This is a genomic window from Streptococcus gallinaceus (assembly GCF_040545695.1).
GTDB classification, from domain to species: domain Bacteria; phylum Bacillota; class Bacilli; order Lactobacillales; family Streptococcaceae; genus Streptococcus; species Streptococcus gallinaceus.
This window is the reverse complement of sequence record NZ_JBEPMK010000001.1, coordinates 349,730-376,491: the sequence shown is the minus strand read 5'-3', so window position 1 is coordinate 376,491 and position 26,762 is coordinate 349,730. Positions and strand designations below refer to the sequence as shown.

Sequence of the window (26,762 nt, the reverse complement as noted above, 5' to 3'; positions counted from 1 at the left end):
TCTTATTTCCCTCCAAATCGTTTCCACCAATGTTTTGTCTCTGGTTCATTGGAAACCAAGACCTGACGCAATTCTTCTTCAAAATCTTCCAGACTCAGATTATGCTTGAAATTCCCATTGTGGGCTATTGAAATAGTTCCCGTTTCCTCGGATACGACAAAGACAAATGCGTCTGAAACTTCTGACAAGCCAATGGCTGCGCGATGCCGCGTGCCGAACTCTTTTGAGATTCCTGCACTGCCTGTCAGCGGGAAGTAAGCACAAGACACAGCGATTTTATTGCCATTGATAATGACAGCTCCATCGTGTAGAGGGGTGTTTGGAATAAAGATATTGATCAGTAATTCACTCGAAATATCTGCATCCAAGGGAATTCCCGTTGAACGATATTCTTGTAAAGTACGTGCCTGCTCAATGGCTACTAGTGCTCCAATTTTACGCGGAGACATGTATTTGGCCGCTTTCAAGCAAGCCTGAATCAAAGACTCTTCTGTACTGGTATTTGTATCGGTAAAGATGTGTGTTGTCCGACCCAATTTTTCAAGGACCGACCGTAATTCTGGCGCGAAAATGACGACACCCGCAATCACACCATAGGTGATGACTTGATTCATGAGCCAAGAAATGGTCTGCAAGCCCAACAGACTAGCTACCACCTGAGCCAACAAGAACAAGAAAACCCCTCGAATCAAGGTCATAATCTTGGTCCCGACAATGGCTTTACTCATCCGATAAATCAAAAAAATAACCAGTGACAAATCCAACAAATTGATTAGAGCAACTCCTGGACTGGAAGCCAAACTGGACCAGTAACCCGAATCCAGTAATTGATGTAAATTTAGCATAATTCTAACAGTATCCTCTTCTATTCAATGTCAATCACTCTATTATACCATTTTTTCAGGTCTTTGTCCGACTTCCATTCTAGAAAATCCCTATTCTTTGTGATAAAATGGGAACATGAAAATAAATACTTTACTAGGAATTCTAGCGGGAAAATCCTCGCAATTCATCCTTTCAAAATTGGGACGAGGCACAACTTTGCCTGGAAAAATTGCCCTTACATTTGACAAACATATTCTGGACAGCTTGGCAAAAGACTATGAGATTGTCGTCATCACAGGAACAAACGGAAAAACCTTGACAACAGCTTTGACAGTTGGTATTTTGACAGAAGCATTTGGTCAAGTGACCACCAATACTAGCGGTGCCAATATGATCACAGGTATCACCGCAACTTTTTTGTCTGCTAAAAAAGCCAAATCTGGCAAGAGAATTGCGGTGCTTGAAATCGACGAAGCCAGTCTGGCACGAGTAACCGACTACATCAAACCAAGCCTCATCGTCTTTACCAATATCTTCCGCGACCAGATGGATCGCTATGGAGAGATTTACACAACTTACCAGATGATTTTAGACGGTGCTGCCAAGGTCCCTACAGCAACTGTGTTAGCAAATGGAGATAGTCCTCTTTTTAACTCGACTAAGATGACCAATCCTGTTCAGTACTATGGATTTGCTACCGAGGAAACCGAGCCAAAATTGGCCCACTACAATACGGAGGGAATCCTGTGTCCGCATTGCCACCAAATTATCCAATACAAGCTCAATACCTATGCAAATCTGGGAAGCTACGTCTGCCTCAACTGCGGTTTTAAACGTCCAGAATTGGACTATAAACTGACAGACCTAACTAAGATTACCAATACTTCTTCTACTTTTGTCATCGACGGTCAAGAATACACCATCAATATTGGCGGACTATACAATATCTATAACGCTCTTGCAGCAGTGTCCGTTGCCCGTTACTTTGGCATTGAACCAAGTGTTATTAAAGCTGGTTTTGACAAGAGCAAGGCTGTCTTCGGTCGTCAAGAAACCTTTAAAATCGGGGAAAAAGATTGTACACTCGTTCTGATTAAAAATCCTGTGGGCGCTACTCAAGCCATCGAAATGATGAAGTTAGCCCCTTACGATTTTAGTCTCTCAGTCCTTCTCAATGCTAACTACGCCGACGGAATTGACACCAGCTGGATTTGGGATGCTGATTTTGAACAAATTACTTCCATGGACATCACACAAGTCCAAGCTGGCGGAGTTCGCTCCTCTGAAATCGCCCGTCGTCTCCGCGTGACAGGCTATCCAGAAGATAAGATTACAGAGATTTCCGACTTGAAATCAATCATTGAAGCTATCAAGCACCAAGATAGTCAGCACGCTTACATCTTGGCGACCTACACAGCCATGTTAGAGTTCCGCGAGTTCTTAGCGCAAGAAAACGCTGTTGGAAAGGAGATGAAATAATGGTCTACACATCACTAAAAAGTTCTGAAAATGGTGCCACATTGACTCTCCACATCGCCCACCTCTACGGTGACCTCATGAATACCTATGGCGATAATGGCAATATTCTCATGCTCAAATACGTCGCTGAAAAACTCGGTGCTCAGGTTCAGGTTGATATTGTTTCCATGAACGATGCTTTTGACGACAATTTTTACGACATTGCCTTTTTCGGTGGTGGTCAGGATTATGAGCAATCTATTTTGGCCAAAGATCTACCAAGTAAAAAAGAAAACCTCAGTCATTTCATCGAAAACGACGGCGTAGTCCTCGCAATCTGTGGTGGTTTCCAACTTTTGGGGCAATACTATACCGAGGCTAGCGGACGAAAAATTGATGGGCTTGGCATTATGGGACACTACACTCTCAACCAAGTCAATAACCGCTACATTGGAGACATCAAGATTTATAACCAGGACTTTGACGAAACCTACTACGGTTTTGAAAATCACCAAGGCCGGACCTTCCTAGCGGAGAATCAAGAGCCACTCGGAAAAGTTGTCTATGGAAATGGAAATAACAAAGAGGATGGCGGAGAAGGCATGCATTACAAAAATGTATTTGCGACCTATTTCCACGGCCCAATCCTCTCCCGTAATCCGAAACTCGCCTATCTCTTGGTCACTACTGCACTTCGCAAAAAATACGGCCAAGACCTAGTGCTAGCTAACTACGACGACATCCTCAGCAAGGAAGTCGCTGAAGAATACGGCGATGTTAAATCCAAGGCTGATTTTAAAGAATAAAAGAAACCCACTTTTTGGAAAAGTGGGTTCTTTTTATTTCTTCTTAGGCAAGAAGTCGGTTACTTTTTTGAAACTTTCTTGGATTTTACGGTTCTGCTCTTCTTTTTTCAAAGCGTCTATCTCAGCCATATGCTGACTAGCTCGCTTTACTTCCGCCGTCAAGTAATAGAGTTTTACAATACTAGCTGGCACAACTTTACCTGATTTTGGAGTCATGTGAAGAACTTCGTCGGTATCTGCTTGCGCATATTTCAAAGCTGGCTTGACCGGAATGGTCAACACAACCAAAATCCCGTTCCTCCAAGAGACGCTTTGCTTCTTTGACTGGAATATCAAGAAGATTGGGTACCTGGATTAACCGCTCCTTGTAGGCACGATTGTATTCCAAATGCTTGTCTACTATCGGAGCAGCCTTAGCAGTAATATCTCCTACAATCGCTACAGTATCTGGAATAACCGAGAAAACTGTATTGAGCACACCGGCAGCTTTTCCTAATTTCCCAGCTGCCTTCTTTGTTACTTCTTTTTTTACTTGAACCATGTGCTTCCTCCTGCCCTTTTCTACCATTATACCTTTTCAAGCATATTTGAGCAAAGAAGACCTCCGAAATTAGACGAGTTTCATGACAATTTGGATACCATTCTCATCTCTCACACTGGCTTCTTGTTGACCAAGTTGCAAGGCTAGTCCCATTTCTTGTGCACGCTTCAAAGCCTCTTTGTAGGCAAATGCATCCTGATATTCTACAACAAAATAAGCCAGCCCGCGCATACCCGATTCACGAACTTGCAAAAATTTTCCGCCCCACTCATTGACAGCCAAATGATGATGGTAATCGCCCGATGCTAACCAGTAACCTGTTGGAACCGAGAACTTCACTTGAACATGTAAGAGTTGCTCAAGAAAACTTGCTGTTGAACGACTATTTTTCCCCGCAAGGTGAACATGTCCCATCCGACTTCCAACTGGCATATGGTAGGTCTCTTCACTCACTTGCCCCAAGCGGTAAACAGCCTCCGAATCCATCGGCTCTGTAATCCCAACGATACGACCATCTTCACGAATATCCCATTCTGACACAGGCAAATCACGATAGATTTCGATACCATTTCCTTCCGTATCTTCTAGGTAAATTGCCTCACTGTAACCATGATCTGAAGCACCAACCAAGGGAACCTTATTGTCGATAAAATGCTTGAAAATCTGACCCAAATCCTCACGACTTGGCAAAACAATGGCCAAATGACATAGTCCATAACTATTGGCCACAGTCGTCTCATCATCTGTTTGAATGAGACGAACCAAGACTTTGTCTCCCACTCCCAAATCAACCTGCTCACCTGACTGATCAAGTACTTCCAGACCTAAAACTTGTTGATAAAATAAGGTTTGCAACTCCATATTCTTAACATTGATTGCTACCAAACCCAACTCAAATTCTGATTGATACATAACTATTCTCCTTCAATTGTTTGATTTATATTACCGCTAATTAGTGCATATAGCAAACAGAACAACTTAAAAAGAACCCCGAAGGATTCTTTTAATTTTCTGTACGTTTATCAATAATATAGCGCGGACGACGCTTGGTTTCAAGGTAAATTTTCCCGATGTATTCACCAATAATCCCAATGGAAATGAGTTGGATTCCTCCGATAAAAGCGACCACTGTCACTGTACTTGCCCAACCTGAAACAGTTGTTCCTGTGAAATGACGGAAAATTGTCCAGATGATAAATAAAAAGGAAATCACGGAGGTCATCACACCAAGACTTGTAATGAATCGAATCGGCTTAATACTCAGACTTGTAATACCATCAAAGGCCAAACCGAGCATTTTACTAAGCGGATAATGACTTTCTCCCGCAATCCGTTCAAAGCGCTCGTACTCCACTATTGCATAATTGAAGCCAACTAACGGAACCAAACCACGCAGGAAGAGATTAACTTCGGTAAATTCAGCCATTGCGTCTAAAGCTTTTTTAGACATGAGTCGATAATCGGCATGATTGAAGACAATTTCAACGCCCAATTTTTCCATCAAATGGTAAAAACCTTCTGCTGTAAAACGCTTGAAAAAGGTATCTGTCGTCCGTTTCTTACGAACACCGTATACGACTTCCGCGCCATTCTTATAAGCCTCAATCATCTCATCCATGCAATTGATATCATCTTGCCCATCGCAATCAATGGTAATCACAATATCAGCAACATCCTTTGCTTCCATCATACCAGCCAAAACCGTACTTTGATGGCCTCTATTACGAGACTGGGCTAGCCCCATCACATATTGACTTTGACGAGCGTATTCTTCAATTAGCTCCCATGTTTTATCCTTGCTGCCGTCGTTAACATACATAATTCGGCTTTGATTTGAAATAAGATTTTCCGTCATCAACTGCTGTAATTTTCCCAAAAACATCGGATTCGTTTCTGGTAAAACAGCCTCCTCATTGTAGCAAGGAATCACGATATAAAGTGTCGGTTGCATTATGCTTTACTCCTACTCTTCCATTTTAATTTCTGACTAATATAATTTATATTGATTGCTACAACTGGCAATAATAAATAGATATATGGCCACACATAGCGTGATTTTGTTTCCCAAAATAGATGGAAGATAAATCCACCAATGAGATAGAGAAACGGATACAACTGTACCAGTTCAATTTTTTCCCTAAAAATGACAAATTTTAGGAAAAGATAGAGGAATGATAACAGATAAATAGCGGTCAAAAAGACACTCATATATTTATTGTAAAGATGATAATAAGAACCTTCCTGATAGAGATTTTGTAAAAAATCAGTATGAGTGTATTGTTCTCTTGTGTAGAGCGGACCAGCGTAAATAGATTGCAGAGTTGACTCATTCCAAGTAGCAGCAATCTTTTCTTCAAAGAACTCTTTTGCATAGGTTGGTGAAGCTGTAAAAGCACTTATACGGGCTTTCAAATCTTTTTGCACCACTTCTTCTACACGTTGATCATCATAATCATTCCATTCCCTAATAAGCGTTGTGTAGGTATTAAAATACCCATTATTTGCCGCGTTGTCGCTCAACCCCATCACTATCCAAGCAGCTTGCGGAGGATAGGTGATACTTTGATTGATTTTTCCCTCATAGTAGCCTTGGACCACTATGTTAGATAATTTTACAGTTGGAAATAGCAACAGTAAGATAAGCAGTTTTTTGTAATTGAATTCTTTTAAAAGCGAGAGCCCCTGTAAAACAAGCAATACAACCATGAATATCTGGTAATTATTCCGAACTAAACAAGCCAAGCTAATGAAAAACAGAAGACCAATTCCAAATAAAATATGGTTCGATTGACTAAAGTGAAGATAACAATATAAGGCTAACAGAAGGCAAAGTAATCCAGGAATATCGCCGTATACCCAAAAAACAAGGAAAAAATTCGGCAAGAACAAGAAAGAAAGTAAAATCACTAGATTATTTAATTCTTGTTTTTTGAAAAGAAGATTACTGATTCGCCACAAAAGCAGGTTACAAACGATGACCATCGCTACCTGTGCAAAAAAAAGATAGCTTGTATTGGTAGTAAAGTGGGCATACAGACGAAAGAGGGATAAAAGTCCCATCTGAGTTGGAAAAGTTGACATATAATTAGCAGAACTAATCTTATCAAATGATGAATAATCCCCCATATTCATCTGAATCGCAGCCTTAAACAAATAATGTGGATCTGCCCTCAGGAGCCCATCTACATTCGGAACCACATAAGCAGCAAAAATAGCAAAACTCCCTGCTCCTACCAAAAATAAAAGTATGGACGGCACCTTGGCGAGAAGCTTATGAGCGGTAAAAAATAGTAGGATAATCAGCGCTAGGAAAATATAAAATACAGGACTATTCTTAAAAAAAGTAATCTCCTCTGCACTTGTCATATAGATATAGCCTCTTGTACTGAGTGATAAATACGACAAATAAAATAATATGACCATAGCCAGAGAGAGTATAATCCCTGTAGAGTATTGAACAACCCTATTTCCTATATTTTTCATAAATTTTACTAATTGACATCCTTTCAAGGTAAAAATTGAGAACCAAGAGGCGGTCTTTCCTCTTAGTTCTCATTCATGATACTTATTACAATACTTCTTGCGTTTTAGCGTAGTTTGCTTCTACAGCTTCTTTTTCAGCTTTCCACCAGTCTTGGTTATCAGTATACCAAGCAATGGTTTCTTCCAAGCCTTCTGAGAAGTTAGTAAATTGTGGTTCCCAGCCTAATTCTTCACGAAGTTTTCTTGAGTCGATAGCGTAACGCAAATCATGTCCTGCACGGTCTGTTACGTGATCGTAGGCATCTTTTGGTTGACCCATTTTTTCAAGAATCAATTCAAGCACTTCTTTGTTGTTTTTCTCACCGTCAGCACCGATCAGGTAAGTTTCACCGATACGGCCTTTTGTCAAGATAGCCCAAACACCTGTTGAGTGGTCATTGGTATGAATCCAGTCACGAACGTTTTTACCTTCACCATAGAGTTTTGGTTTGATACCTGCCAAGATATTAGTGATTTGGCGTGGAATGAATTTTTCGATGTGTTGGTATGGTCCGTAGTTGTTTGAACAATTTGAAATAGTCGCCTTCACACCAAATGAACGCACCCAAGCTTTAACGATCAAGTCAGAAGCTGCTTTGGTAGATGAGTAAGGCGATGAAGGGTTGTATTTTGTTTCAGCAGTGAATTTCTCTTCTGGTCCTTCACCATGTCCTGGCAAATCTTCACGAAGCGGAAGGTCACCGTAAACTTCATCCGTTGACACGTGGTGGAAACGAATGTCATATTTACGAGCGGCTTCCAAGAGTGTGTAGGTACCGATAAAGTTTGTTTGAATGAATGGTGATGGGTCGTTCAACGAGTTATCGTTGTGACTTTCAGCTGCGTAGTGAACGATGGCATCAGCTTTGGCAGCCAATTTGTCCACCAATTCAGCGTCAGCAATATCACCAACAACTAGCTCAACACGGTCACCCAAGATTGCTTCGATGTTGGCCTTATTTCCTGCATAAGTCAACTTATCAAGAACAGTCACGTGGACATCTGGGTGGTTATTGTAAACGTAGTGCACAAAGTTTGAACCGATAAACCCTGCACCACCAGTAACGATAATGTTTTTAAATTCAGTCATGTTTTTTCCTTATTTTTACAAATCTTCTTTTTTGAGTGGTTTGACATCTTTTAAGAAAGGATGATTTTTATCCGCTTCTGAAACCTGTGCTTCATCAAGATTTTCCCATTTGATGCCAAGAGCTGGGTCAGCGTAGTTGACAAAGGCGTACTTTGGTTTCAACTCAAGTGCCCAGTAGTCATTGACCAAGTAGGTATAGGCTGCAGTGTCAGAAAGCACTTGGAAACCATTGGCCACACCACGAGGTACAAAGATACCTTTTGAAGCATCAATGATGGTTTGGTAAGTATTCCCAAAAGACTCACCTTCACGAAGGTCAACCCAAGTTCCTAAGACACGTCCTTCATCTGCGATAGAAACGTATTTGTCCCAAGGCTCTGCGTGAAGACCGCGAAGGCTGTGTTTCTTGTTGAAAGAAATGTTGTTTTGCAATTTTCCTGCTTCAAAAAAGCTTTCAGGGAAACCAAGCGGCACCATTTTTTCTTTTTGGAAATTTTCTTTAAACCAACCACGGTTATCCCCACGCACTGGAATATCAAATTCCAAGAAACCTGGAATGGCTTCTACTTGACGACAAACCAATTCTTTGTCAAAAAAGTTTTCAGTCATTAAGCTTCTCCAATCAAACGGAGCAAGTATTGTCCGTATTCATTTTTCTTAAGCGGTTGTGCCAATTCAAGGACTTGTTCACGAGTGATGTAACCCATACGGTAAGCAATTTCTTCCAAGTTTGCCACTTGAACATTCTGCAACCGTTGAACAGTCTCAATGTATTGCGCAGCTTCAAGAAGGCTTTCGTGTGTGCCTGTATCAAGCCATGCAAAACCACGTCCCATGAGCTCAACTGACAAGTCTCCACGCTCTAAATAAGCCTTGTTGACATCTGTGATTTCAAGCTCACCACGAGGTGATGGTTTGATATTTTTAGCAATCTCAACAACATCATTATCGTAGAAATAAAGACCGGTTACGGCATAGTTTGATTTTGGCTGGTCTGGTTTTTCTTCAATCGAAATAGCGTTCATGTCTGCATCAAATTCAACAACACCAAAACGTTCTGGGTCTTTTACTTGATAACCAAAAACGGTTGCCCCTTTTTCTTTGCTTTCAGCACGTTGCAACATTGCAGAAAGACCTGCTCCATGATAAATGTTATCACCTAAAATAAGGGCAACACTATCATCGCCGATAAAGTCTTCACCAATGATAAAGGCTTGTGCCAAGCCATCTGGGCTTGGTTGCTCTGCGTAAGATAGTGAAATTCCAAATTCTGAACCATCTCCTAAAAGGTCTTCAAAACGGGGAAGATCTTGTGGAGTTGAAATAATCAAAATGTCTTTAATACCTGCCAACATGAGAGTTGAAAGCGGATAATAAATCATCGGCTTGTCATAAATTGGCATAAGTTGTTTCGATGCAGCGCGAGTCAATGGATACAAACGAGTACCTGAACCGCCTGCTAAAATAATACCTTTCATTTTAGATACCTTCCAAAAAAATATTCATATTATTATATCATAAAATAGGGATACTGTCACATCAAAAAAAGCCCGCAACTGCGGACTTTCCTAGCCTAAGGCAACATCCATAATCATCATGATAGTAAAGCCAACCATCAAACCCATTGTCGCCAAATCAGTATTTCCATTTGTCTGCGATTCAGGTATCAACTCTTCCACTACGACGAAAATCATCGCCCCTGCTGCAAAGGACAAGGCATAAGGTAAGATTGGCCCCATATACATAACTGCAAATGCACCAATAACAGCACCAATCGGCTCAACAATGGCTGATATTGAACCCCAGTAAAAAGCCTCGAGACGGGACTTGCCGTCCGTCCGAATTGGAATGGACAAGGCTGCACCCTCAGGAATATTTTGCAATCCAATTCCCATAGCCAATCCTAAAGCACCAATAAAAGCAGCCTGTGAAAAATGATTGGACAAGGCGCCAAAAGTCACTCCCACTGCCAATCCTTCTGGAATGTTGTGGATAGTGATGGCTAAAAACAAGAGTGTCGTCTTGGATAAATGTCTCCGTTCTTGAGCACTTCCTCCCTCAGCATCCTTGCGGTCATTTCCCAAATGCAAATGAGGCACCAGCAAGTCAACCATCCGTAAAAAGATACCACCAACTAAGAAACCAACTGCTGCAGGAACCCAAGACCATTTCCCATAGAGAGGCTCCGCATAGCTAATCGACGGCTCCAACAAGGACCAAAATGAGGCTGCTATCATGACACCTGCCGCAAATCCTTGCATGGTATCTAAGAGTCTACGACTAATTTTCTTAAAGAAAAAAACGATGGCTGACCCAAAAATCGTACAAGCCCAAGTAAATAGTCCTGCTAAAAACGCCTGTAATACAACTGGTTGTTGAGATAACCAAGCCATATATGCCCTACTTTCTAGAGATGTCGGAAAGGATTGGTTGAAACAGTTGACGGAATAATCTCTAGTTCCCAACCTTCATTTTTCTTCCACTCTTCTAACTTCTCAGCAATTTTTTTGACAAATAATACTTCAATGTGGTGACCAGGATCGATGGCTAAAAGCCCCTGAGTCAACATCTCTTGCCCTGTATGATAGTAAATATCACCGGTAATCAAAACATCTGCTCCTTTTGCCAAAGCATCGGGATAAAAGGATTGGCCACTACCGCCACAAATTGCCACACGCGAAACATATTGCTGGGCTTGATGGCTGTAAGATACCAACCGCACGCTATCCAATCCAAAAACAGACTTGACTTTCAAGGCTAGATCTTGGACCGTTTGCTCAGGAATATTTCCAATACGCCCAATCCCCTGACCAACTACTGTTTCACGCAAATACTCAACTTCTTCAATTTCAAGCATTTCACAAAACCAATCATTGAGCCCGCCATCGACCACATCGATATCTGTATGACTGACGTAGACCGCGATATCGTGCTTGACCAAATTCAGCAAAATCTGCGTCTGTAAATCATCCGCAACTAGCTGCTTCAAGGGACGAAAAATTGGTGCATGTTTGACAATGATCAAATCCACTTTCTTGTCAATGGCTTCTGCCACTGTTGTCTCGCGAATATCCAACGCTACCATGACACGATTGATTTCCTTATCCAACGTCCCAATCTGCAGACCCGACACATCCCCTTCCAGGGACAAAGTCGGTGGACAAAATTCTTGGTATCTTGCGATTACATCATTTGCTCTCATGCAGCACCTCATCGATATCCTTTATTTTTTGAGAAATGGCAAAGCGGTCAGACCTGTGCGTCTCTGGCACTTGATCTAGTGCCCAGCTGAGCTTACTCCGTTCTGACTGCCATTTTTTTTGAAAAATAGTCGTTCCTTCTTGCTGTAAGTAGAGACCAAATCGCAATTCTTTTGCAGATAAGGTCATTTCCCCTGGCTCAGCAACCAGAATTTCATAAATTTTCTCATTTTCTTCCAGAATAGCTTCTGCAACCAGTTGATAATCATGCTCTTGTAGCCACATGCGTACGTCGTCTTCACGGTTATTGGGTTGTAAAATCAGACGTTCCACACCTTTTAGCTTGTCTTGACCAGCTTCCAAGATAGCTGCAATCAACCGACCGCCCATTCCTGCAATGGTTACGGCAGTAATCTGATCTTGGTCTTCCACCGCTGCCAAGCCGTTAGCAAGACGAACTTGAATGTTCGACGCCTGCCCAGCTTCTTGAACATTGCTCAGAGCCGATTCAAATGGACCTCGAACAACCTCCCCGGCCACTGCATAAGCAATCTTACCGGCCTCTACTAAAAAAAGTGGGAGGTACGCATGGTCACTCCCCACATCTACTAAACGTGCCCCTTCTGGCACAAAACCTGCGACTGTCTCCAGCCGTTTTGATAATCTTGTTTTTTCCATTCTAATCTTTCCAAAGATTCATTGCATTTAAAAAATCATCCGATGTGCTGACCGTTTTTGCAGGCATTTGTTGCACTTCACGTTCTGCATTTTTTGCTTCAACTTGCGCTGGTGTCGTAATACCTTCTCGACGCCAATTGCGTAAAATCGCCTGAATATAACGCCAGTTAGTCTTATTGTTAAAAACTGCTTCCCGCAAGGCTGTACGTACCAAGTCAACGGACACTCGGTCTTCTGAAATGGTTTTTTGTAAATCTTCAATCTCAAAAGGCGATAAGAAACGTCCCAACTCGCGTTCAAAATCATCTACCAAAGCCTTTAGGTCATTGATTTCTAAGGGCTCAACAATTTCTTCTACTCCTGCATTTCCAAGCTGGTCCAGCTTCTCCAGTGCAGGCATTGCGTCAAAAATCATCTCGATTTCACCAGCTAGATTAATGGTTTTGAACTCCAACAAGCCACTTTTTTGCAACTTTTCAATCGAACGATTGATATCCGCAACTGTTTTTCCAGTCGCTTGCGCAATCTCGCTAGGTGCTACACTTTCTAATTGACTTGTATTTTGGAAAAAGAAAAATTGCCAGACTAAAAAATCGTCGGCTGACGGAAATAATTCTTGAAAATGAAACAACAAGGCACTTGGAAAAACCACGTTGCCCGTTTGAAATTGCTGTAAATAAGTCATAATTCCTCTTATAAACTCGCTGAAAATGCAGACTGCTCAAATGTCTCCCAATCATAAGGGGTCTCTTGATAAACCGCATAGTTAATCCAGTTATTGAAAAATTGTGCTGCCGCTAGATTCCAAGACAAGGCCGGTCTGGTTGTCGGATCATCCTGTCTAAAGTAATGCTCAGGCACATGAGGCGCTTTCCCAGCCAACAAATCGCGTTCGTACTCTTTTTTCAGCGTATCTCGATCATACTCTAAATGCCCAAAACTGTAGACTTCGCGCATGTCCTTACTAGCTACAATCGACAAACCAACATCTTGACCATCCGATAAAATTTCCAAATTAGAAAATTGAGCAATATCCTCAGCCAAAACTTCCGTATAGCGGGAATGTGGTGCCGAAAACACATCATCAAATCCACGCATCAGCGGACTATCTGTTTTCACAACTTCTTGCTGATAAACACCAGACAATTTGCGCGACTTGCTATGTTTTTGAACGCCATAGCGAGCATAAAGGCCTGCCTGCGCCCCCCAACAAATATGCAAGGTCGAATAAACATGGCTCTTCGACCACTCAAACACGCGCTGCAATTCGGACCAGTAATCTACTTCCTCGAAGGATAAATTCTCAACAGGAGCCCCCGTCACAATCAATCCATCAAAATATCGTCCCTTGATCTGATCAAAAGTCTTGTAAAAAGTCTCCAAATGATCCGTACGAGTATTCTTTGACTGATGACTGACCATATGAAGAAATTCCACTTCTAACTGCAGAGGCGTGTTGGCTAATAGCCTCAATAACTGCGTTTCGGTGACTATCTTTTGCGGCATCAGGTTGAGAATCAGGATATTCATGGGACGAATATCCTGGTGCTGTGCACGGTTATCATCCATTACGAAGATATTTTCCGTGCGCAAAATCTCAACCGCTGGTAATCCTCTATCAATCTTAATCGGCATAAACTCACTCCTATTCTAGTTACTACTAGTATATAGCAGGAGGTCTGTCAATTCAAGTTGCTAGATTTTAGGACTGGTTATAGCTATTAGCTATATTAACCTGGAAAATTCATCAATACCTTCATGTCGTAGTCGCCAACTGCTTCACGTCCTCCAAGACCGTCTAACTCGATCAAGAAAGCACATCCAGCAACAACACCGCCCAAGCGTTCGATCATTTCAATGGTTGCTTTTACAGTACCACCTGTCGCCAAAAGGTCGTCAACAATCAAGACACGTTGTCCTGGTTGGATAGCGTCAGCATGCATGCACAGTGTATCCAAGCCATATTCTTTTTCATAGTCAGCTGAGATAACTTCACGTGGCAATTTACCTGGCTTACGAACAGGTGCAAAACCAATTCCCAACTCAAAAGCAACAGGGCATCCTACGATAAAACCACGGGCTTCTGGTCCGACAATCATATCAATCTTTTTATCAGTAGCATACTGAACAATTTCACGAATAGCATAGCTATAGGCATTTCCATCGGCCATCAAAGGAGAGATGTCTCGGAAAGTAATACCCTCTTTTGGATAGTTTTCAATGGATGCAATATAATCTTCAAGTTTCATGTTTTTCTCACTTCTTAAAATAGTTTTTACAGTCTATTATAGCACATTTTAAACCTAATGTACGATTTTCTCTAGCTATTCTCCCATCAACCAGTCATAGATTTCTTGGACGTTGCCCAAAGCCATGAGTTCTTGGTAGATGACTTCTTCTTTAAGCTCTTGGTAAATCTGACTTTCAGCAATTTCCCGTTTCTCTGCTTCTTTGTTGACCGTCATAACTCCTTCATTTATGGTCACGAAACCAAGCTCTTGGAAAATTTGAATCATTTTGATCAAAAGTGGTTGCTTGATTTTCAAGTATTGGCTTAATTCAGCTAATTTGTAGCGGACATCAAATTCTGGGAACTGGTAAATGGTCTTGTAGAGCTTAGCAAATTGTTCACGACTACCGTAACCGTCCAGATAATAAGGCTGGTCAATGGTATTTTTGAAGTAAATTGCTTGGAAATCGTGTTCCTTAAAAACTTGCTTTAAAGCTGTCTTGTCCACAGGAAGCTGGTTTATCACAATAGCAGATTGCTCTGCTAGTTCAGACAGATCCTGATTCACGTCCAAAACTGGAACTCCTTTTGGTAGCGCAGCATTTTTCCCACGGATATTGTACAACTGAACTCCGTTAACACGGGCATCTTCTAGCATGAGCTGTAGACTGGTATTGCCGTTCCATTGGTTAACAGAGAGGCTAACCGCCAATTCCATGCCCTTGACTTGGGAAAACTCAGTCGCCAAATGGCCCTTACCAAACGCAACCACATCAAAGCCTGCTTTTCCTTTGCTAATGCGGAATTTGAGATGAGCATTATTTTGTCCCATAGTACGAGCTGACTCTACTTGGAAATCATTGATATAAAAGATGGGCTTAGGATAGTCCATGCCATAAGGCTTGAGCTTATCAAAAGACTTGAGTGTCTCCAAGGTCAATTCTTCCAAGTCTAGCTCTTCATCTAGGCGCAGACTTGGTTTGAGAGCCTGGTCCAACTGATTTTCAAGGATATAGGATGAAAGAATATCTGACAGAGCTGGTAAATTTTCGACTGGCAAGGTCATCCCCGCCGCACCCACATGCCCTCCAAAAGCAATAAAAATATCGCGGTGGTCAGTCAAAGCCTCAAAAATATTGACTGCTTCAACCGAGCGAGCCGATCCTTTTGCCTTACCGTCTTCAATATTGAGGACCACCACGGTCTGCCCCAATTCTTCCAAAAGACGTCCCGCTACGATGCCCAGCACACCAGGATTCCATCCTTCTTTTGCCAAGACTTGAGCAGGCTTAGACAGATCTATCATGGTCTTGGCTTCATCGTAAATAGCCTGAACAATATCTTTGCGCTCGATATTTTTCTGGTCAATCATCAGAGCAATAGCTTGCGCTTCTTCCTCATCAAACCCAGTCAACAATTCGATAGCAGGATTGGGGTCATCCAGTCGACCAAGAGCATTTAAGCGCGGGGCAATCTGAAAGCCAACTGTCTCTTCATCCAAGGTCTCTGTTTCAATTCCCGCAATTTTCATCAATTCTTGCAAGCCCAGACGTTCGCTCTGCTTCAAAAGAGACAAGCCGTACTTGACCATTACACGATTTTCATCCGTCAAGGAAACCATATCCGCAATGGTTCCAATAGCTACCAAATCCAGCAATTCGACCTGAACAGTCTCTAAAAGAGCGCAAGCCAACTTAAAGGCTACACCACACCCCGCCAAATGTTTAAAGGGATAGTCCGCATCAGGATGTTCTGGGTGAACAACGGCGTAAGCATCAGGCAAGATATCTGGCATAGAATGGTGGTCTGTCACAACCACATCCACTCCGACAGACTGGGCATAGGCAATGGCTTCATTTCCCGCGACACCATTGTCTACAGTCACAATCAAAGACACACCCTGTTGCTCGATAAAGTACTTATAGACAGAAGCGTTAGGTCCATAGCCATCTGTAAAACGATTGGGCAAATAAACTTGACACTCCGCACCAAGTTCCTCCAATGCTTCTTTCAAAATAGAAGCCGAAGTCATGCCGTCTGCGTCGTAATCTCCATAAATCAGAATCTGCTCATAATCCTCGATCGCACGACGAATCCGCTCAACAGCCTTATCCATATCATGCAAGAGGTAGGGATCATGCAAATCATCGAGACTAGGCTGTAAAAAGGCCCGCAATGCCTCTACAGACTGAATTCCTCTTTCAAATAATAAATTGGCAGCTAACTTATCCAAACCTTCTTTTTTGGCCATCTTCACAAACTCTTCATTAGCAGTTTCTGTGACCAACTGCCAGTCATAACTCGAACTAATCACTCTTTGACTCCTTTTTTCAAACATTCCCATTATACCATATCGAGATAAAAACAGGCCGTCATAGACCAAACCATCCCCAAAAGTTAAGCAAAAAGCTAAAAAATTCAAGAATGGAACAAAAGAAACATACTAAGATTAGTAGTGAAAAAATCTCCGATGGGAGAAAGTATTCACTACTTTTCTTTATATTTAAGTAATGATATCTTGTTAAGTCGTGGGCGTTTTAGAGACTGGATGTCATATAAGAAACTGGCAAGACACCTGTTTTAGTTAAACCTGTTCAAAGTATGTAGGACAGCTAACGTCGAGTATTGAAAATGAGATGACTAAAACAAGGAATCAAACAAGATAAGCGAGGCAATCCTTATGCTAGGAAAATTCTATTCACAACATCACTTCAGCTAATCATAGCAATCTTCTTCATATAGCAAATTTCTACGAGAAACGAAAAAGGCAATCGCAAGTAGGTTCGACTAAGCTCCACACGATTGCCTCTCTATACATCGTCTCATTCGGACAATGTTATTATCTTATAACGCATAATAAACTGTAGGGTTACCATTTAGCCAAAAATCAATAAAGTCAACTATGCCATATTATTAATACCTTATTTTAAAAATGGGAATAAGGCGTTGATTTGGTGTGTTCTATTTTTGAAAAAATATCTACTTCACTCCCAAAAATAAAGACGCAAAGCACTTTCTTTCTAAAGAGCTTTGTCAGGCTTGACAAATGATAGACCGTCAATTTGAAGAAAACAAAGCTTCTCTTATGATTCATTAGATAGAAAGACATAAACTAGATAGTATCCGTAGAAAATCAGTATTACTTAACTGAATTAACGAAAAGAAAGATAATCAAAATCCTCATAGGTGGAACTCATCAAGTAACAATTTTTCATAACGACAAAGGATGACAATCCCAACAGTCTTTCTACCATCAACTCTTAAAATAAAACGGATGAAACATTACGTAAAGGAAATAGTTTAGGCAATAGTATAATAACTGAAACTAAAACTCAACAATAAAGGCCTCAAAAGGTTCAATGCGTGGGGTTAGTTCTTCACGGGCTGAATTCTTTATTCTAAAACGATACCCTTGTTGAGGTAGTCCCTCTACCTGCAAGTCTTGTATGTTCGTAGACAAGTTCGCAACCACGAGCCAAGTCTTTTTCTCAAAAGTTCTTTTATAGACGAAAAGATAGGGATGATTAGGCATCAATAACTCATAGTCACCCTCCAATAAAATATCCTCATTGTGTCTCAGTTCAATTAATTGTTGATAATATCTAAAAATTGATTGAGCCGCCTGTAAATCTTTTTTAACATTGATAGCTGTATATCTTGGATTGACCTTAAACCACGGTTTTCCTTTAGAAAAACCCGCATTGATGGTTTCATCCCATTGCATAGGTGTCCTTGCATGATCTCGACTCACTTTGGAAACTGCATCTATAAAACTCTCTTCATCAATCGTTTGTTGTTCTTCCACAAAAAACTTGTAGTTTCCCTTTAATTCGATGTCATTATATTCTTCCAGCTTATAGTCAGCATTAACCATACCAATCTCTTCACCCTGATAAATAAAGGGAGTCCCCTGCAATCCATGAAGTATCGTTGCGAAAGCTGTTGCTGACTCAAAATGATACGTTTCGGTATCGCCCCATCTTGAAATGACACGAGCTCGATCGTGATTTTCAAAGTATAAAGCATTCCATCCACAATTGCTCAATTCAGACTGCCAATCACTTAAAATTCTCTTTAAAGCCACGAAGTCTGGTTCTTGTAAGGCCCAGCGACCATTCTTGTCTCCCTTTTTCCGATCAATATGCATATGTTCAAACGTAAAAACCATGTCCAGTTCCTCACGTTTAGGGTCAACGAGCCAATGAGCATCATGAGCTTTGGCTGCTGGTGCTTCCCCTACGCTCATCATATCGAAAGGACTGAGGACCTGTTGATTTAACTCATGCAGAAACTCATGCATACGTGGCCCATTTTGCTGATTAGAAGTTGTCATCGGAAGGGGATTATCTGGAAATGAGAGATCTTTGGAAATCGAAGTAATGACATCCAGTCTCCAGCCATCTACTCCTTTTGATTTCCAGAACTTCATCACCTCATAGATCGCTTTTCGAACGGCAGGATTTTCCCAATTTAGATCAGGTTGTTCCTTCGCATAATAGTGAAGATAATACTGCTGTCTATGTTCATCCCATGTCCACGCCGAACCTCCAAAATTTGAGCCCCAATTATTTGGTTCCTTCCCATCTGGACCAGCATCTTTCCAGATATAAAAATCACTGTATTGGTTATCTCGCGATTTTCTACTTTCTTGAAACCAACATGCTTTATCTGATGTATGGTTTGCCACAAAATCCATTATCACCTTTATCCCCAGTCGGTGAGCCTCATCAATTAATTGATAGAGGTCTTCATTAGAACCAAACACGGGATCAACTGTATAGTAATCTTGGACATCATAGCCATTGTCTATCTGTGGCGACAGGTAGATAGGACTTAACCAGATAGCATCTACTCCAAGCTCTTTCAGATAGGGTAATTTTTTCTGAATGCCGTTTAAATCTCCAATGCCATCGCCATTTGAGTCATAAAAGCTTTTGGGGTAGATTTGATAAATAACCGCTTTTTTCCACCAAGTATCTCTCATAAGTGCCTTTCATTTTTCTATGCAATGCCTAACAATGATAGTACAATACCCAAGATAATCATTCCCATAATCAACATATTAACAGAAATATTCTTCTTTTTCATTAAATAAAAGCTAAATAACGTAATAGACAAAGGAATTAAACCAATAAATATCTGATCCAGCATTTCTTGGCTTTTCATAACAACTTCGCCATCCATGACCATATTCCATTTCAGTTGAAATTGCACCATACTGCTTGTCATAGCTCCAACCATAGCAAGACCTACAATACTAGCTCCCTTGGTTAACACATTGATTAAGCCGTTTTCATATAAGTTAGAAATATAGGTTGACCCTAATGTATAGCCTATTGTACCACCGTACCATCGTAACAATTGCACCGGAAGGTTGAACAATAGCAGGAAAATAATAGGGGCTAAGATATTGCCAGATTGGGCCAAGCCTACTGCAATCCCTGCAGAAATTGTACGCAGAACCCCCCAGAAGACAGAATCTCCGATACCGGCCAATGGTCCCATTAAACTTGTTTTGATGGCATTGATAGATTCAACATTAAACTGTTTTTTCTCACTATTTTCTTTTTCCATGGAGGCTATGACACCCAATACGAAAGGGTACATAGCCACATTGGTATTAAAATAGGACATCTGACGGAGCATTGCGTCTTTTCGTTCCTGCTCACGATTCCTATAGAACTGATTTAAAAATGGTTGGATAGCATATGAAAAACCGGATGCACCTTGTTTGGAAGGAGTGACCGCAGCATAAAGAGAAAATGATCTCCAATACATTTTACGCAATAGCTTTTTTTCTTCTTTTGATAGATGACTCACGTTATGCATCATTCATCTTCCTTTCTTAATTAAAAAAATTATCTAACTCTACATCATCCGACACAGTATGATGTGTAGGCACATTTGTACTGATATTATCCTGAATTTTTTTCAAATCTAGGTCACGCCCCACGGTCACAACAGCTATGATAGTAGCAAGTACCGCTATTGCAATCAAAGGAACATTTAGATAGGCTAATAGAACAAATCCTAATAGGAAATAGACGAATAATTTATTATCCCAAAGGATTTTAAGCAGCATAGCCATACCAACTGCTGGTAAGAGATTGCCCGCAATGCTCAATCCATGAACAAATACTTCCGGAATTTTTTCCAAAACTTGCCGTGTGGCCTCTGATCCGAATAAGATAGCAAAGAAAGGAATCAATGAGTAAAGGAACCACTGTGTAAACCATAATCCAAAATGTAATTTCGCAATAGCTTTCTCATTCCCTTCAGCCGCGAACTGATCAAATTTCGTCACGAAAGGCCCTACGAGACCAACATAGATTAAAGTTTTTATTTGTAATCCTATAATCCCTAAAGGTACTGCAATAGGAATAACTACCTCGACACCAGCATTCATTTGAATGGCAAAGGCAGTTGCTAGCGCTGTAGCTAACCCCGGTTCCGCAGAACTAGCTCCTCCGATATTAACAACCCCCATGAAAATGGTTTCAAGAGAGGCTCCAACAATTAAGCCTGTTTGGATATCTCCTAACAACAAGCCTAGTAGTGGACCGATGACAATCGGTCTTCCTAGCATCGTAAACCCTAATAATTCTTGTCCCCCAACTGTTAAAAATACGACCAGCGCAACAATAAAAGCCTGACTTAGCATTCTACTCTCCTCCTTTAATTAAATCTTTTGCAAGAATCTTTTTATCTGATGGCAAATTTTGTAAAGCAGCATTTGGATACAATTCTAACAGACTCTTCAAAGACTGCATTTCTTCATCAGTAAGCATCACGAATTGACTTAGAGTTGTTTTTTGACCCTCAACAGATTTACCAACATTCCCGATGTTTACCATTTCAATATCAGGCATCTTCCGAACAATACGACGTGCATCTTCTATCGTTCGAACAAGCACCAGTAATCTCCTAGTGCGAGAGCGTGGGTCTTTTAAAATCTCTGAAACTTCATCAACTGAGCGAATTAAAACCTTAATGCCTGACGGAACAGCCATTTTTAGAGCCATTTGCTGCGTTTCATTTACTGCAGCATCATCATTGGCAACCAGTATGCCATGGAGTTTCAATTCACGAGACCAAACCATCGCTATCTGCCCATGAATTAAGCGTTCATCTACTCTGATGGTTGTAGGAATAGTACCATTCCAATCATCAATAGCAGAATCGCTACCTGCAATCGGATTATTTTCCACTTTAATTTCTGTTTTATGTTCTACACTTAGCAGATTCTCATCAAAATTCGACAATCGCATTGTTTCTCTTGAAGATGCAATCATTTTTTGAATATTTTCAAATGTGAAATGTTCGGGACTTAATATTAACTCGATAATCAGAGGAATGTTAAATCCTGCAATAATGAATACATTGTCTCGCTCTCCTAGTTTCAGCGCCATTTTTTGATTGACGCTTCCTCCGTATAAATCGGTAAAAATGATAACTTGATCGTCGCTTGTTATTTCTGAACAAAGCGTATCAATTTCTTGGTCAATATCTGGGTACCTATTTGTATAAGCACAAAAATAACGAATATCATAATCTTTACCAACAAATAACTCCAGTGTACTTTGTAGACCAGCAGCAGTTTCTCCATGAGAAGCAATTACAAATTTTTTCATTTCCCTCTCCTTTTTGGAACGTTCCAAAAAAATAAATTAATTGAAGAGCGTTTTTTGAACGCTCCATTTATAGTTTATATTATAATCTAAAAAAATATTAAGTCAACACTTTTTTTACAAATTAGCAAATAAAATTGCATTTCTAACTTCTCATAGTTAGTCTTAGGTAAAGAAGAGTTGCTACGTTGAGCCACAGGAGCCTGCTCAACCGTATCAGGAGGCTTCAGATTGACAAGGGTATTAAAGAGTCCTAAATCAAATCAACTTTGTCTATCCCCCTCGTCTTGTAAGACAAGTGATTTTATCTGGTTGTTTTCCCTTGAATAAATGATACAGGTAAAAACGTAATGCTTTTTGTATCAAATACTTTTTTATTTAGTACATCGGTTAATTGATTAACACATTCGTTTGCTATCTCCGTGACGGGTTGTCTAATGGAAGACAGGACAGCATGTTGTTGTGGGTACATTTTGCTTCCATCAAAACCGATAATTTGTACTTCATCAGGTACACTAATATTCTGATTTGACAAAACGGTATAAATAAAGTCCGCATATTGATCTGAAACTGCGAAGATGCCATTTATACCAGATTGTTTGAATTCGTTCAATAAATAGTTTTCTAACTCACTAAAGAATCGATCATCGTGTAATGAGCGATTAAAAATCGTAAACTGTATCCCATTCTTTTTACAATAACTAATAAATCCTTCCATTCTCTGTCCGTAATTATATATGGTTTTGTTTGTTGTTCTGGTAACTAGCAGGAGATGGTCTGCACCATGTTTAACCAGTTCTTTTGCTGCTAATCTACCCCCAGATGAATTTTCTGAAGAAACACAAGGAATATCCTCCAATAATTTTTTTTCGATGGAGACAATAGGCACGCCAGTTAGTAATTCTGCTGGAAGCTCACTATATGAAATCGTGATAATACCAGCAACTTTTTGCTCTTTTGCCATTTGAATGTATTCTAATTCTTCTTTCATTTCATTATTTGAATTGCATAGTATTGTCTTAAAATTATTTTTTTTAAGAGCTTGTTGCAGTGCGTAAATGAGTTCTGAAAAAAATGGGGATTTCGTTGTAGGTAATATCAATGCCACTAAATCTGAACGATTTCTCTTTAAGTCTCTTGCTGTAACATTTGGAATATATCCCAACTCGTCTATTGCTGCTTGTACCTTAAGCTGCGATATTTCCTTTATTTTAACACCATTTATATAGTTTGATACCGTTCCTCGGGAAACACCTGCCAATTTAGCAACATCATTCATCGTAGCCATTTTCTTTCCTCTTTTTCCTTCACTTTTAAATATAAATCATATCCTGTACAAATACATACATCTAACGAACAGAGATTATTAGTGTCCATACACTATCCATAGTGATTGTAGTGCCAACAAAACAACCTGCTCTTCTTAAAATAAAGGTGCAAACATAGCCAATACTGAACCAGCTAGTCGCTTATACCATGGATAGTTCGAACGGAAATCAAACAAGGTTACTGGCTGAGATAGGGCGAAAGATTCTTGAAAATCTGTCAAAATATCTGCCGCAACTTGTTTGTGATTGTAGAGGTAAACCCCACACTCGAAGTTGAGATAAAAACTTCGAAAATCCATATTTACCGTGCCAACACAGGCTTTTGTTCCATCCACCAAGACAACCTTGGAATGGACAAATCCCGGAGTGTATTCGTAAATTTGAATGCCAGCTTCTAGGTAGGTTTCAAAATTTGTCCGAGCCGCTAAATAAGCTGTCTGCTTATCATAGATATGAGGAAGAAGGATTTTCACCGCTACTCCTCTCTTGGCTGCATAGGTTAAATTGTCCAACATCTCATCATCCAAGACCAAATAAGGTGTCATGATATAAATGTAGTCTGTGGCGGATTGAATCATATCCAGGTAAACCCGCTTGGCAACATCATCACCGTCGAAAGGATTTTCCCCATACGGAAGAAAGAATGAATCGGTCTCGACAGTCTGCTTTTCCAGATGCACATACTCTTCCAGATAATGAATATCTTCATTTTCAGACTTCTCATTGAAATTCCACATCTGCAAGAACATCAAGGTGAAATTAGCAACAGCTTCGCCTTTGACCATGATGGCAGCGTCTTTCCAGTGCCCGAATCTTTCCTTTTTATTGATGTACTCGTCTGCAATATTTACGCCACCTGTAAAGGCGACTTTTCCATCAATAACCGCAATTTTCCGGTGGTCACGATTGTTTTGGACAGTTGACAGGGCTGGGATGATCTGCGAGAAGACCTTGGCTTTGATGCCGTAGGAACGCAGGGTTTTATAGTAATTGTAGGGAAGAAGAGTCAGGGAGTTCATCCCATCGTACATAAAGCGTACTTCCACACCTTGCGCTGCTTTTTCTTTGAGAATGGTCAAAATCTCATCCCACATATAGCCAAAATCCACGATAAAATATTCCATGAAGATGTATTTCTCAGCTTTACGAAGTTCTTCTAAAAGGGCCTCAAACTTGGCTTCACCTGATGAAAAATACACAGCATCTGTATTTCCGTGCAAGGCATAGCCAACATGTCGGTTCATATAATGAGCGAGTTTGAGTTGGTCTTTGTCCTCTTTTTCCAATCGATGCAAAATCTTTTTAGAAGTATGCCCATATTCACGAAGTCGTTTGGCCTGAGCCAGAAAAGTTTTTCTGTACCGGCGGGTTTCAATATTGGACTGAAGAATGAAGTAAAAGAGAGCGCCAAAAACTGGTACACCCATGACAAAAATCATCCATGCTAGCTTGAAGCTTGCATTCATGGGGCGATTAATGATATGGATACCAATGATAATGGAAAATAACTGAAGCACCCCCACCACCCAAGGGACGGCGGATGTCGCAAAGGAAACAGCCCACAAAATCGCATAGACCGTAATGGCTAGCAAGACAAAAATGATAAAAGTACGACTATAAACCAGACGCCAAAGTTTTTTCATATACTCTCTCTTTTGATAATTTTTAATTATTATAGCAAATTTCCCCTCGTTCTACTAGTAAAACTCCTATATATGTATAGAAGTTTGTGTTTATTTATAATTAAATACAGTTCGAGCTAGATAGTCTGCTAAGCTAGGGAACAAGCTGTAAAATTTAGACGTAGCAGCCAGTGAAAAAGGCAGATTGATTTCTCTTTTACGAGTCTTCATGGCTTTGACAATCTGCTTGGCCACGACCTGCGGCTGCAAGGTAAAGGCTTTGACACTTTCCTGATAGGAGCCATCAGGGTCTGCTAAGTCAAAGAAAGGTGTAGCGACTGGTCCCGGATTGACTGTTGTAACTGCCACTTGATAGGCAGCTAATTCCAGACGAATGGTATTAGAAAAACCAATCAAGGCAAACTTGGTCGCAGAGTAAACTGAAGACTTAGCAGAGGCCACTAATCCAGACATACTAACTATATTGATGATGTGACCAGCACGAATTGCTTTCATCCGCTTTCCAACTTCTCGGCAAAAAGTCATGGTTGCAAAAGTATTGACCGCAAACATATCTTGGACTTCTTGGGCTGTAAACTGTTCAAAGTCATTGTATAGGCCATAACCAGCATTATTGATCAAAATATCAATTTGACCAAATTCTTGGTAAATATGGGCAATCAATTCTACCACTGCTTTTTCATCACAAATATCCAGTGAAAAAATTGCCTTATTGGCGTGAAATGCATAAATATGGTCTAATTTTTGCCTATCACGTCCCAAGAGAATCAAGAAATCATCTGGTAAGAGTTTGACAATTTCTTGCGCAATTCCACCCGACGCACCTGTTATGAGGATTTTTCTCATACCTCAACCTCTTCTAGGTCTTTGACAATGGTTACATTTTCAAAAATCGTAGCGGCATCGCGGCGCAACTGACTGACATCACGTGATAGAAAACGAGGACTGATGTGATTGAGCAGAAGGCGTTTGACACCCGCATCACTGGCTATCCGCGCAGCTTCCATATTGGTCGAATGCCCATGCTTTCTAGCAATCCGCTCATCCCCGTTTCCATAGGTGGATTCGTGGACGAGAATGTCTGCGTTGACTGCCAATCGGATACTGGCATGACACTTGCGCGTATCTCCTAAAATCGTCACAACCTTACCTGGACGAGGCGTTGACAAGAAGTCGCTGGCCCTAATTTCCGTCCCATCTTCAAGAACAATATCCTGACCGTTCTTCACTTTTCCAAACAAGGGACCAAAAGGAACACCTGCCGCCTTGAGAGCCTCCGCATCCAAAATACCATCCAAATCCTTTTGAATGACGCGGTAGCCCACACAGAAAATGGTATGATCCAACTCTTCCGCATAGACCTTAAACTTATCATTTTCAAAAATCAAGCCCATATCATCTCGGTCAAATTCATGAAAAATAATCTTGTAAGGCAGGCGAGAACCCGATGCTTTCAAGCTACTGAGGACAAAACTCTTAATACCAACCGGACCATATAACTCCAAGTCGGTCTGTTCTTCATTACTTTGAAAAGAACGGCTGGACAAGAACCCCGGTAAACCAAAAATATGGTCTCCATGTAAATGGGTGATGAAAATTTTGCTGATTTTCCGTGGACGAATGCTAGTCTCTAAAATTTGATGCTGAGTACCTTCCCCGCAGTCAAAAAGCCAAATTTCATTGAGTTCATCTAAGAGTTTAAGGGCTAAACTAGAAACATTGCGCGACTTTGAAGGTTGACCCGCACTTGTCCCTAAAAATTGTATGTACATGTATTCCTATTACTTTCTAATTTGAGATATAGTTGATTCGT

General features: G+C 40.7%; 26 protein-coding genes and 1 pseudogene. 3 read left to right on the top strand and 24 right to left on the bottom strand.

Features of this window, described 5'->3' with window-relative positions; genetic code table 11:
- Positions 1-2 precede the first annotated feature (2 nt).
- Positions 3-845 carry a diadenylate cyclase CdaA gene (gene cdaA / locus ABID27_RS01950; RefSeq protein ID WP_253363073.1) on the bottom strand — a complete coding sequence of 281 codons (843 nt, stop codon included), beginning with the start codon at positions 843-845 and terminating at the stop codon, positions 3-5.
- Between the two features lie 115 nt (positions 846-960).
- Between cdaA and murT the strand changes: the two genes are divergently transcribed.
- Both murT and gatD read left to right on the top strand, forming a co-directional pair.
- Positions 961-2,304, top strand: a complete 1,344-nt coding sequence (murT, locus tag ABID27_RS01945) for a lipid II isoglutaminyl synthase subunit MurT (RefSeq protein ID WP_354279851.1) — start codon at positions 961-963, stop codon at positions 2,302-2,304.
- Entirely contained in the window at positions 2,304-3,089 is a 786-nt protein-coding gene (gene gatD, locus ABID27_RS01940; protein WP_354279849.1) for a lipid II isoglutaminyl synthase subunit GatD, read from the top strand. The genes murT and gatD overlap by 1 nt, the downstream gene beginning before the upstream one ends.
- Before the next feature lie 33 nt (positions 3,090-3,122).
- Here gatD and ABID27_RS01935 read toward each other — a convergent pair whose 3' ends face one another.
- From ABID27_RS01935 to recJ, 15 genes are all read right to left on the bottom strand, one after another.
- Positions 3,123-3,305, bottom strand: a complete 183-nt coding sequence (locus tag ABID27_RS01935; protein WP_354279847.1) for a hypothetical protein — start codon at positions 3,303-3,305, stop codon at positions 3,123-3,125.
- Entirely contained in the window at positions 3,286-3,630 is a 345-nt protein-coding gene (locus ABID27_RS01930) for a hypothetical protein (RefSeq protein WP_354279845.1), read from the bottom strand. The genes ABID27_RS01935 and ABID27_RS01930 overlap by 20 nt, the downstream gene beginning before the upstream one ends.
- A gap of 69 nt (positions 3,631-3,699) precedes the next feature.
- Complete coding sequence (locus ABID27_RS01925; RefSeq protein WP_354279843.1) at positions 3,700-4,542, bottom strand: VOC family protein; 843 nt, start codon at positions 4,540-4,542, stop codon at positions 3,700-3,702.
- A 91-nt stretch (positions 4,543-4,633) separates the two neighbouring features.
- Complete coding sequence (locus ABID27_RS01920) at positions 4,634-5,581, bottom strand: glycosyltransferase family 2 protein (RefSeq protein WP_253363069.1); 948 nt, start codon at positions 5,579-5,581, stop codon at positions 4,634-4,636.
- Positions 5,581-7,113 carry a hypothetical protein gene (locus tag ABID27_RS01915; RefSeq protein WP_354279841.1) on the bottom strand — a complete coding sequence of 511 codons (1,533 nt, stop codon included), beginning with the start codon at positions 7,111-7,113 and terminating at the stop codon, positions 5,581-5,583. The genes ABID27_RS01920 and ABID27_RS01915 overlap by 1 nt, the downstream gene beginning before the upstream one ends.
- An 85-nt stretch (positions 7,114-7,198) precedes the next feature.
- The gene (rfbB, locus tag ABID27_RS01910) at positions 7,199-8,242 is read right to left on the bottom strand and encodes a dTDP-glucose 4,6-dehydratase (protein WP_354279839.1); all 1,044 of its coding nucleotides are present in this window, start codon (positions 8,240-8,242) and stop codon (positions 7,199-7,201) included.
- A 15-nt stretch (positions 8,243-8,257) separates the two neighbouring features.
- Positions 8,258-8,851 (bottom strand): dTDP-4-dehydrorhamnose 3,5-epimerase family protein, encoded by a 594-nt coding sequence (locus tag ABID27_RS01905; RefSeq protein WP_253363064.1) that lies wholly within the window; start codon positions 8,849-8,851, stop codon positions 8,258-8,260.
- On the bottom strand, positions 8,851-9,720 hold the full coding sequence (gene rfbA, locus ABID27_RS01900; RefSeq protein ID WP_253363062.1) for a glucose-1-phosphate thymidylyltransferase RfbA: 870 nt from the start codon (positions 9,718-9,720) through the stop codon (positions 8,851-8,853). The genes ABID27_RS01905 and rfbA overlap by 1 nt, the downstream gene beginning before the upstream one ends.
- 90 nt (positions 9,721-9,810) lie before the next feature.
- The gene (locus tag ABID27_RS01895) at positions 9,811-10,635 is read right to left on the bottom strand and encodes a ZIP family metal transporter (protein ID WP_253363060.1); all 825 of its coding nucleotides are present in this window, start codon (positions 10,633-10,635) and stop codon (positions 9,811-9,813) included.
- A gap of 14 nt (positions 10,636-10,649) precedes the next feature.
- Positions 10,650-11,444 carry a Nif3-like dinuclear metal center hexameric protein gene (locus tag ABID27_RS01890; RefSeq protein ID WP_354279836.1) on the bottom strand — a complete coding sequence of 265 codons (795 nt, stop codon included), beginning with the start codon at positions 11,442-11,444 and terminating at the stop codon, positions 10,650-10,652.
- On the bottom strand, positions 11,431-12,120 hold the full coding sequence (locus tag ABID27_RS01885) for a tRNA (adenine(22)-N(1))-methyltransferase (RefSeq protein ID WP_354279834.1): 690 nt from the start codon (positions 12,118-12,120) through the stop codon (positions 11,431-11,433). Before ABID27_RS01885 ends, ABID27_RS01890 begins: the two co-directional genes overlap by 14 nt.
- 1 nt (position 12,121) lies before the next feature.
- Complete coding sequence (locus ABID27_RS01880; protein WP_354279832.1) at positions 12,122-12,805, bottom strand: DnaD domain-containing protein; 684 nt, start codon at positions 12,803-12,805, stop codon at positions 12,122-12,124.
- Positions 12,806-12,813: 8 nt separating this feature from the next.
- Positions 12,814-13,755: a homoserine O-acetyltransferase MetA gene (metA, locus tag ABID27_RS01875; RefSeq protein ID WP_253363052.1), complete on the bottom strand. Its 942-nt coding sequence runs from the start codon at positions 13,753-13,755 to the stop codon at positions 12,814-12,816.
- Between the two features lie 95 nt (positions 13,756-13,850).
- Positions 13,851-14,369: an adenine phosphoribosyltransferase gene (locus ABID27_RS01870; RefSeq protein ID WP_253363050.1), complete on the bottom strand. Its 519-nt coding sequence runs from the start codon at positions 14,367-14,369 to the stop codon at positions 13,851-13,853.
- A 75-nt stretch (positions 14,370-14,444) separates the two neighbouring features.
- Positions 14,445-16,664: a single-stranded-DNA-specific exonuclease RecJ gene (gene recJ, locus ABID27_RS01865; RefSeq protein WP_354279829.1), complete on the bottom strand. Its 2,220-nt coding sequence runs from the start codon at positions 16,662-16,664 to the stop codon at positions 14,445-14,447.
- Positions 16,665-17,014: 350 nt separating this feature from the next.
- Between recJ and ABID27_RS01860 the strand changes: the two are divergent.
- A pseudogene (locus tag ABID27_RS01860) lies at positions 17,015-17,217 on the top strand (IS110 family transposase); the annotation flags it as partial.
- Between the two features lie 458 nt (positions 17,218-17,675).
- On the opposite strand, the gene ABID27_RS01855 reads toward ABID27_RS01860, so the two are convergent.
- The 8 genes from ABID27_RS01855 to rnz all read right to left on the bottom strand — a co-directional run bounded on the left by ABID27_RS01855 (position 17,676) and on the right by rnz (position 26,721).
- The gene (locus ABID27_RS01855) at positions 17,676-19,334 is read right to left on the bottom strand and encodes a glycoside hydrolase family 13 protein (RefSeq protein ID WP_354279827.1); all 1,659 of its coding nucleotides are present in this window, start codon (positions 19,332-19,334) and stop codon (positions 17,676-17,678) included.
- A 17-nt stretch (positions 19,335-19,351) separates the two neighbouring features.
- Positions 19,352-20,179 carry a PTS system mannose/fructose/sorbose family transporter subunit IID gene (locus ABID27_RS01850; protein ID WP_354279949.1) on the bottom strand — a complete coding sequence of 276 codons (828 nt, stop codon included), beginning with the start codon at positions 20,177-20,179 and terminating at the stop codon, positions 19,352-19,354.
- 16 nt (positions 20,180-20,195) lie between these two features.
- Positions 20,196-21,011, bottom strand: coding sequence for a PTS mannose/fructose/sorbose/N-acetylgalactosamine transporter subunit IIC (locus tag ABID27_RS01845; protein WP_253363043.1), 816 nt, complete (start codon positions 21,009-21,011; stop codon positions 20,196-20,198).
- Between the two features lies 1 nt (position 21,012).
- On the bottom strand, positions 21,013-21,981 hold the full coding sequence (locus tag ABID27_RS01840; RefSeq protein ID WP_354279824.1) for a PTS sugar transporter subunit IIAB: 969 nt from the start codon (positions 21,979-21,981) through the stop codon (positions 21,013-21,015).
- 301 nt (positions 21,982-22,282) lie between these two features.
- The gene (locus ABID27_RS01835) at positions 22,283-23,266 is read right to left on the bottom strand and encodes a LacI family DNA-binding transcriptional regulator (RefSeq protein ID WP_354279822.1); all 984 of its coding nucleotides are present in this window, start codon (positions 23,264-23,266) and stop codon (positions 22,283-22,285) included.
- Between the two features lie 135 nt (positions 23,267-23,401).
- Complete coding sequence (gene cls / locus ABID27_RS01830; RefSeq protein ID WP_253363037.1) at positions 23,402-24,949, bottom strand: cardiolipin synthase; 1,548 nt, start codon at positions 24,947-24,949, stop codon at positions 23,402-23,404.
- A 90-nt stretch (positions 24,950-25,039) separates the two neighbouring features.
- Positions 25,040-25,795, bottom strand: a complete 756-nt coding sequence (locus tag ABID27_RS01825) for an SDR family NAD(P)-dependent oxidoreductase (protein WP_354279820.1) — start codon at positions 25,793-25,795, stop codon at positions 25,040-25,042.
- Complete coding sequence (gene rnz / locus ABID27_RS01820; protein ID WP_354279818.1) at positions 25,792-26,721, bottom strand: ribonuclease Z; 930 nt, start codon at positions 26,719-26,721, stop codon at positions 25,792-25,794. Before rnz ends, ABID27_RS01825 begins: the two co-directional genes overlap by 4 nt.
- Between the last annotated feature and the right edge of the window lie 41 nt (positions 26,722-26,762).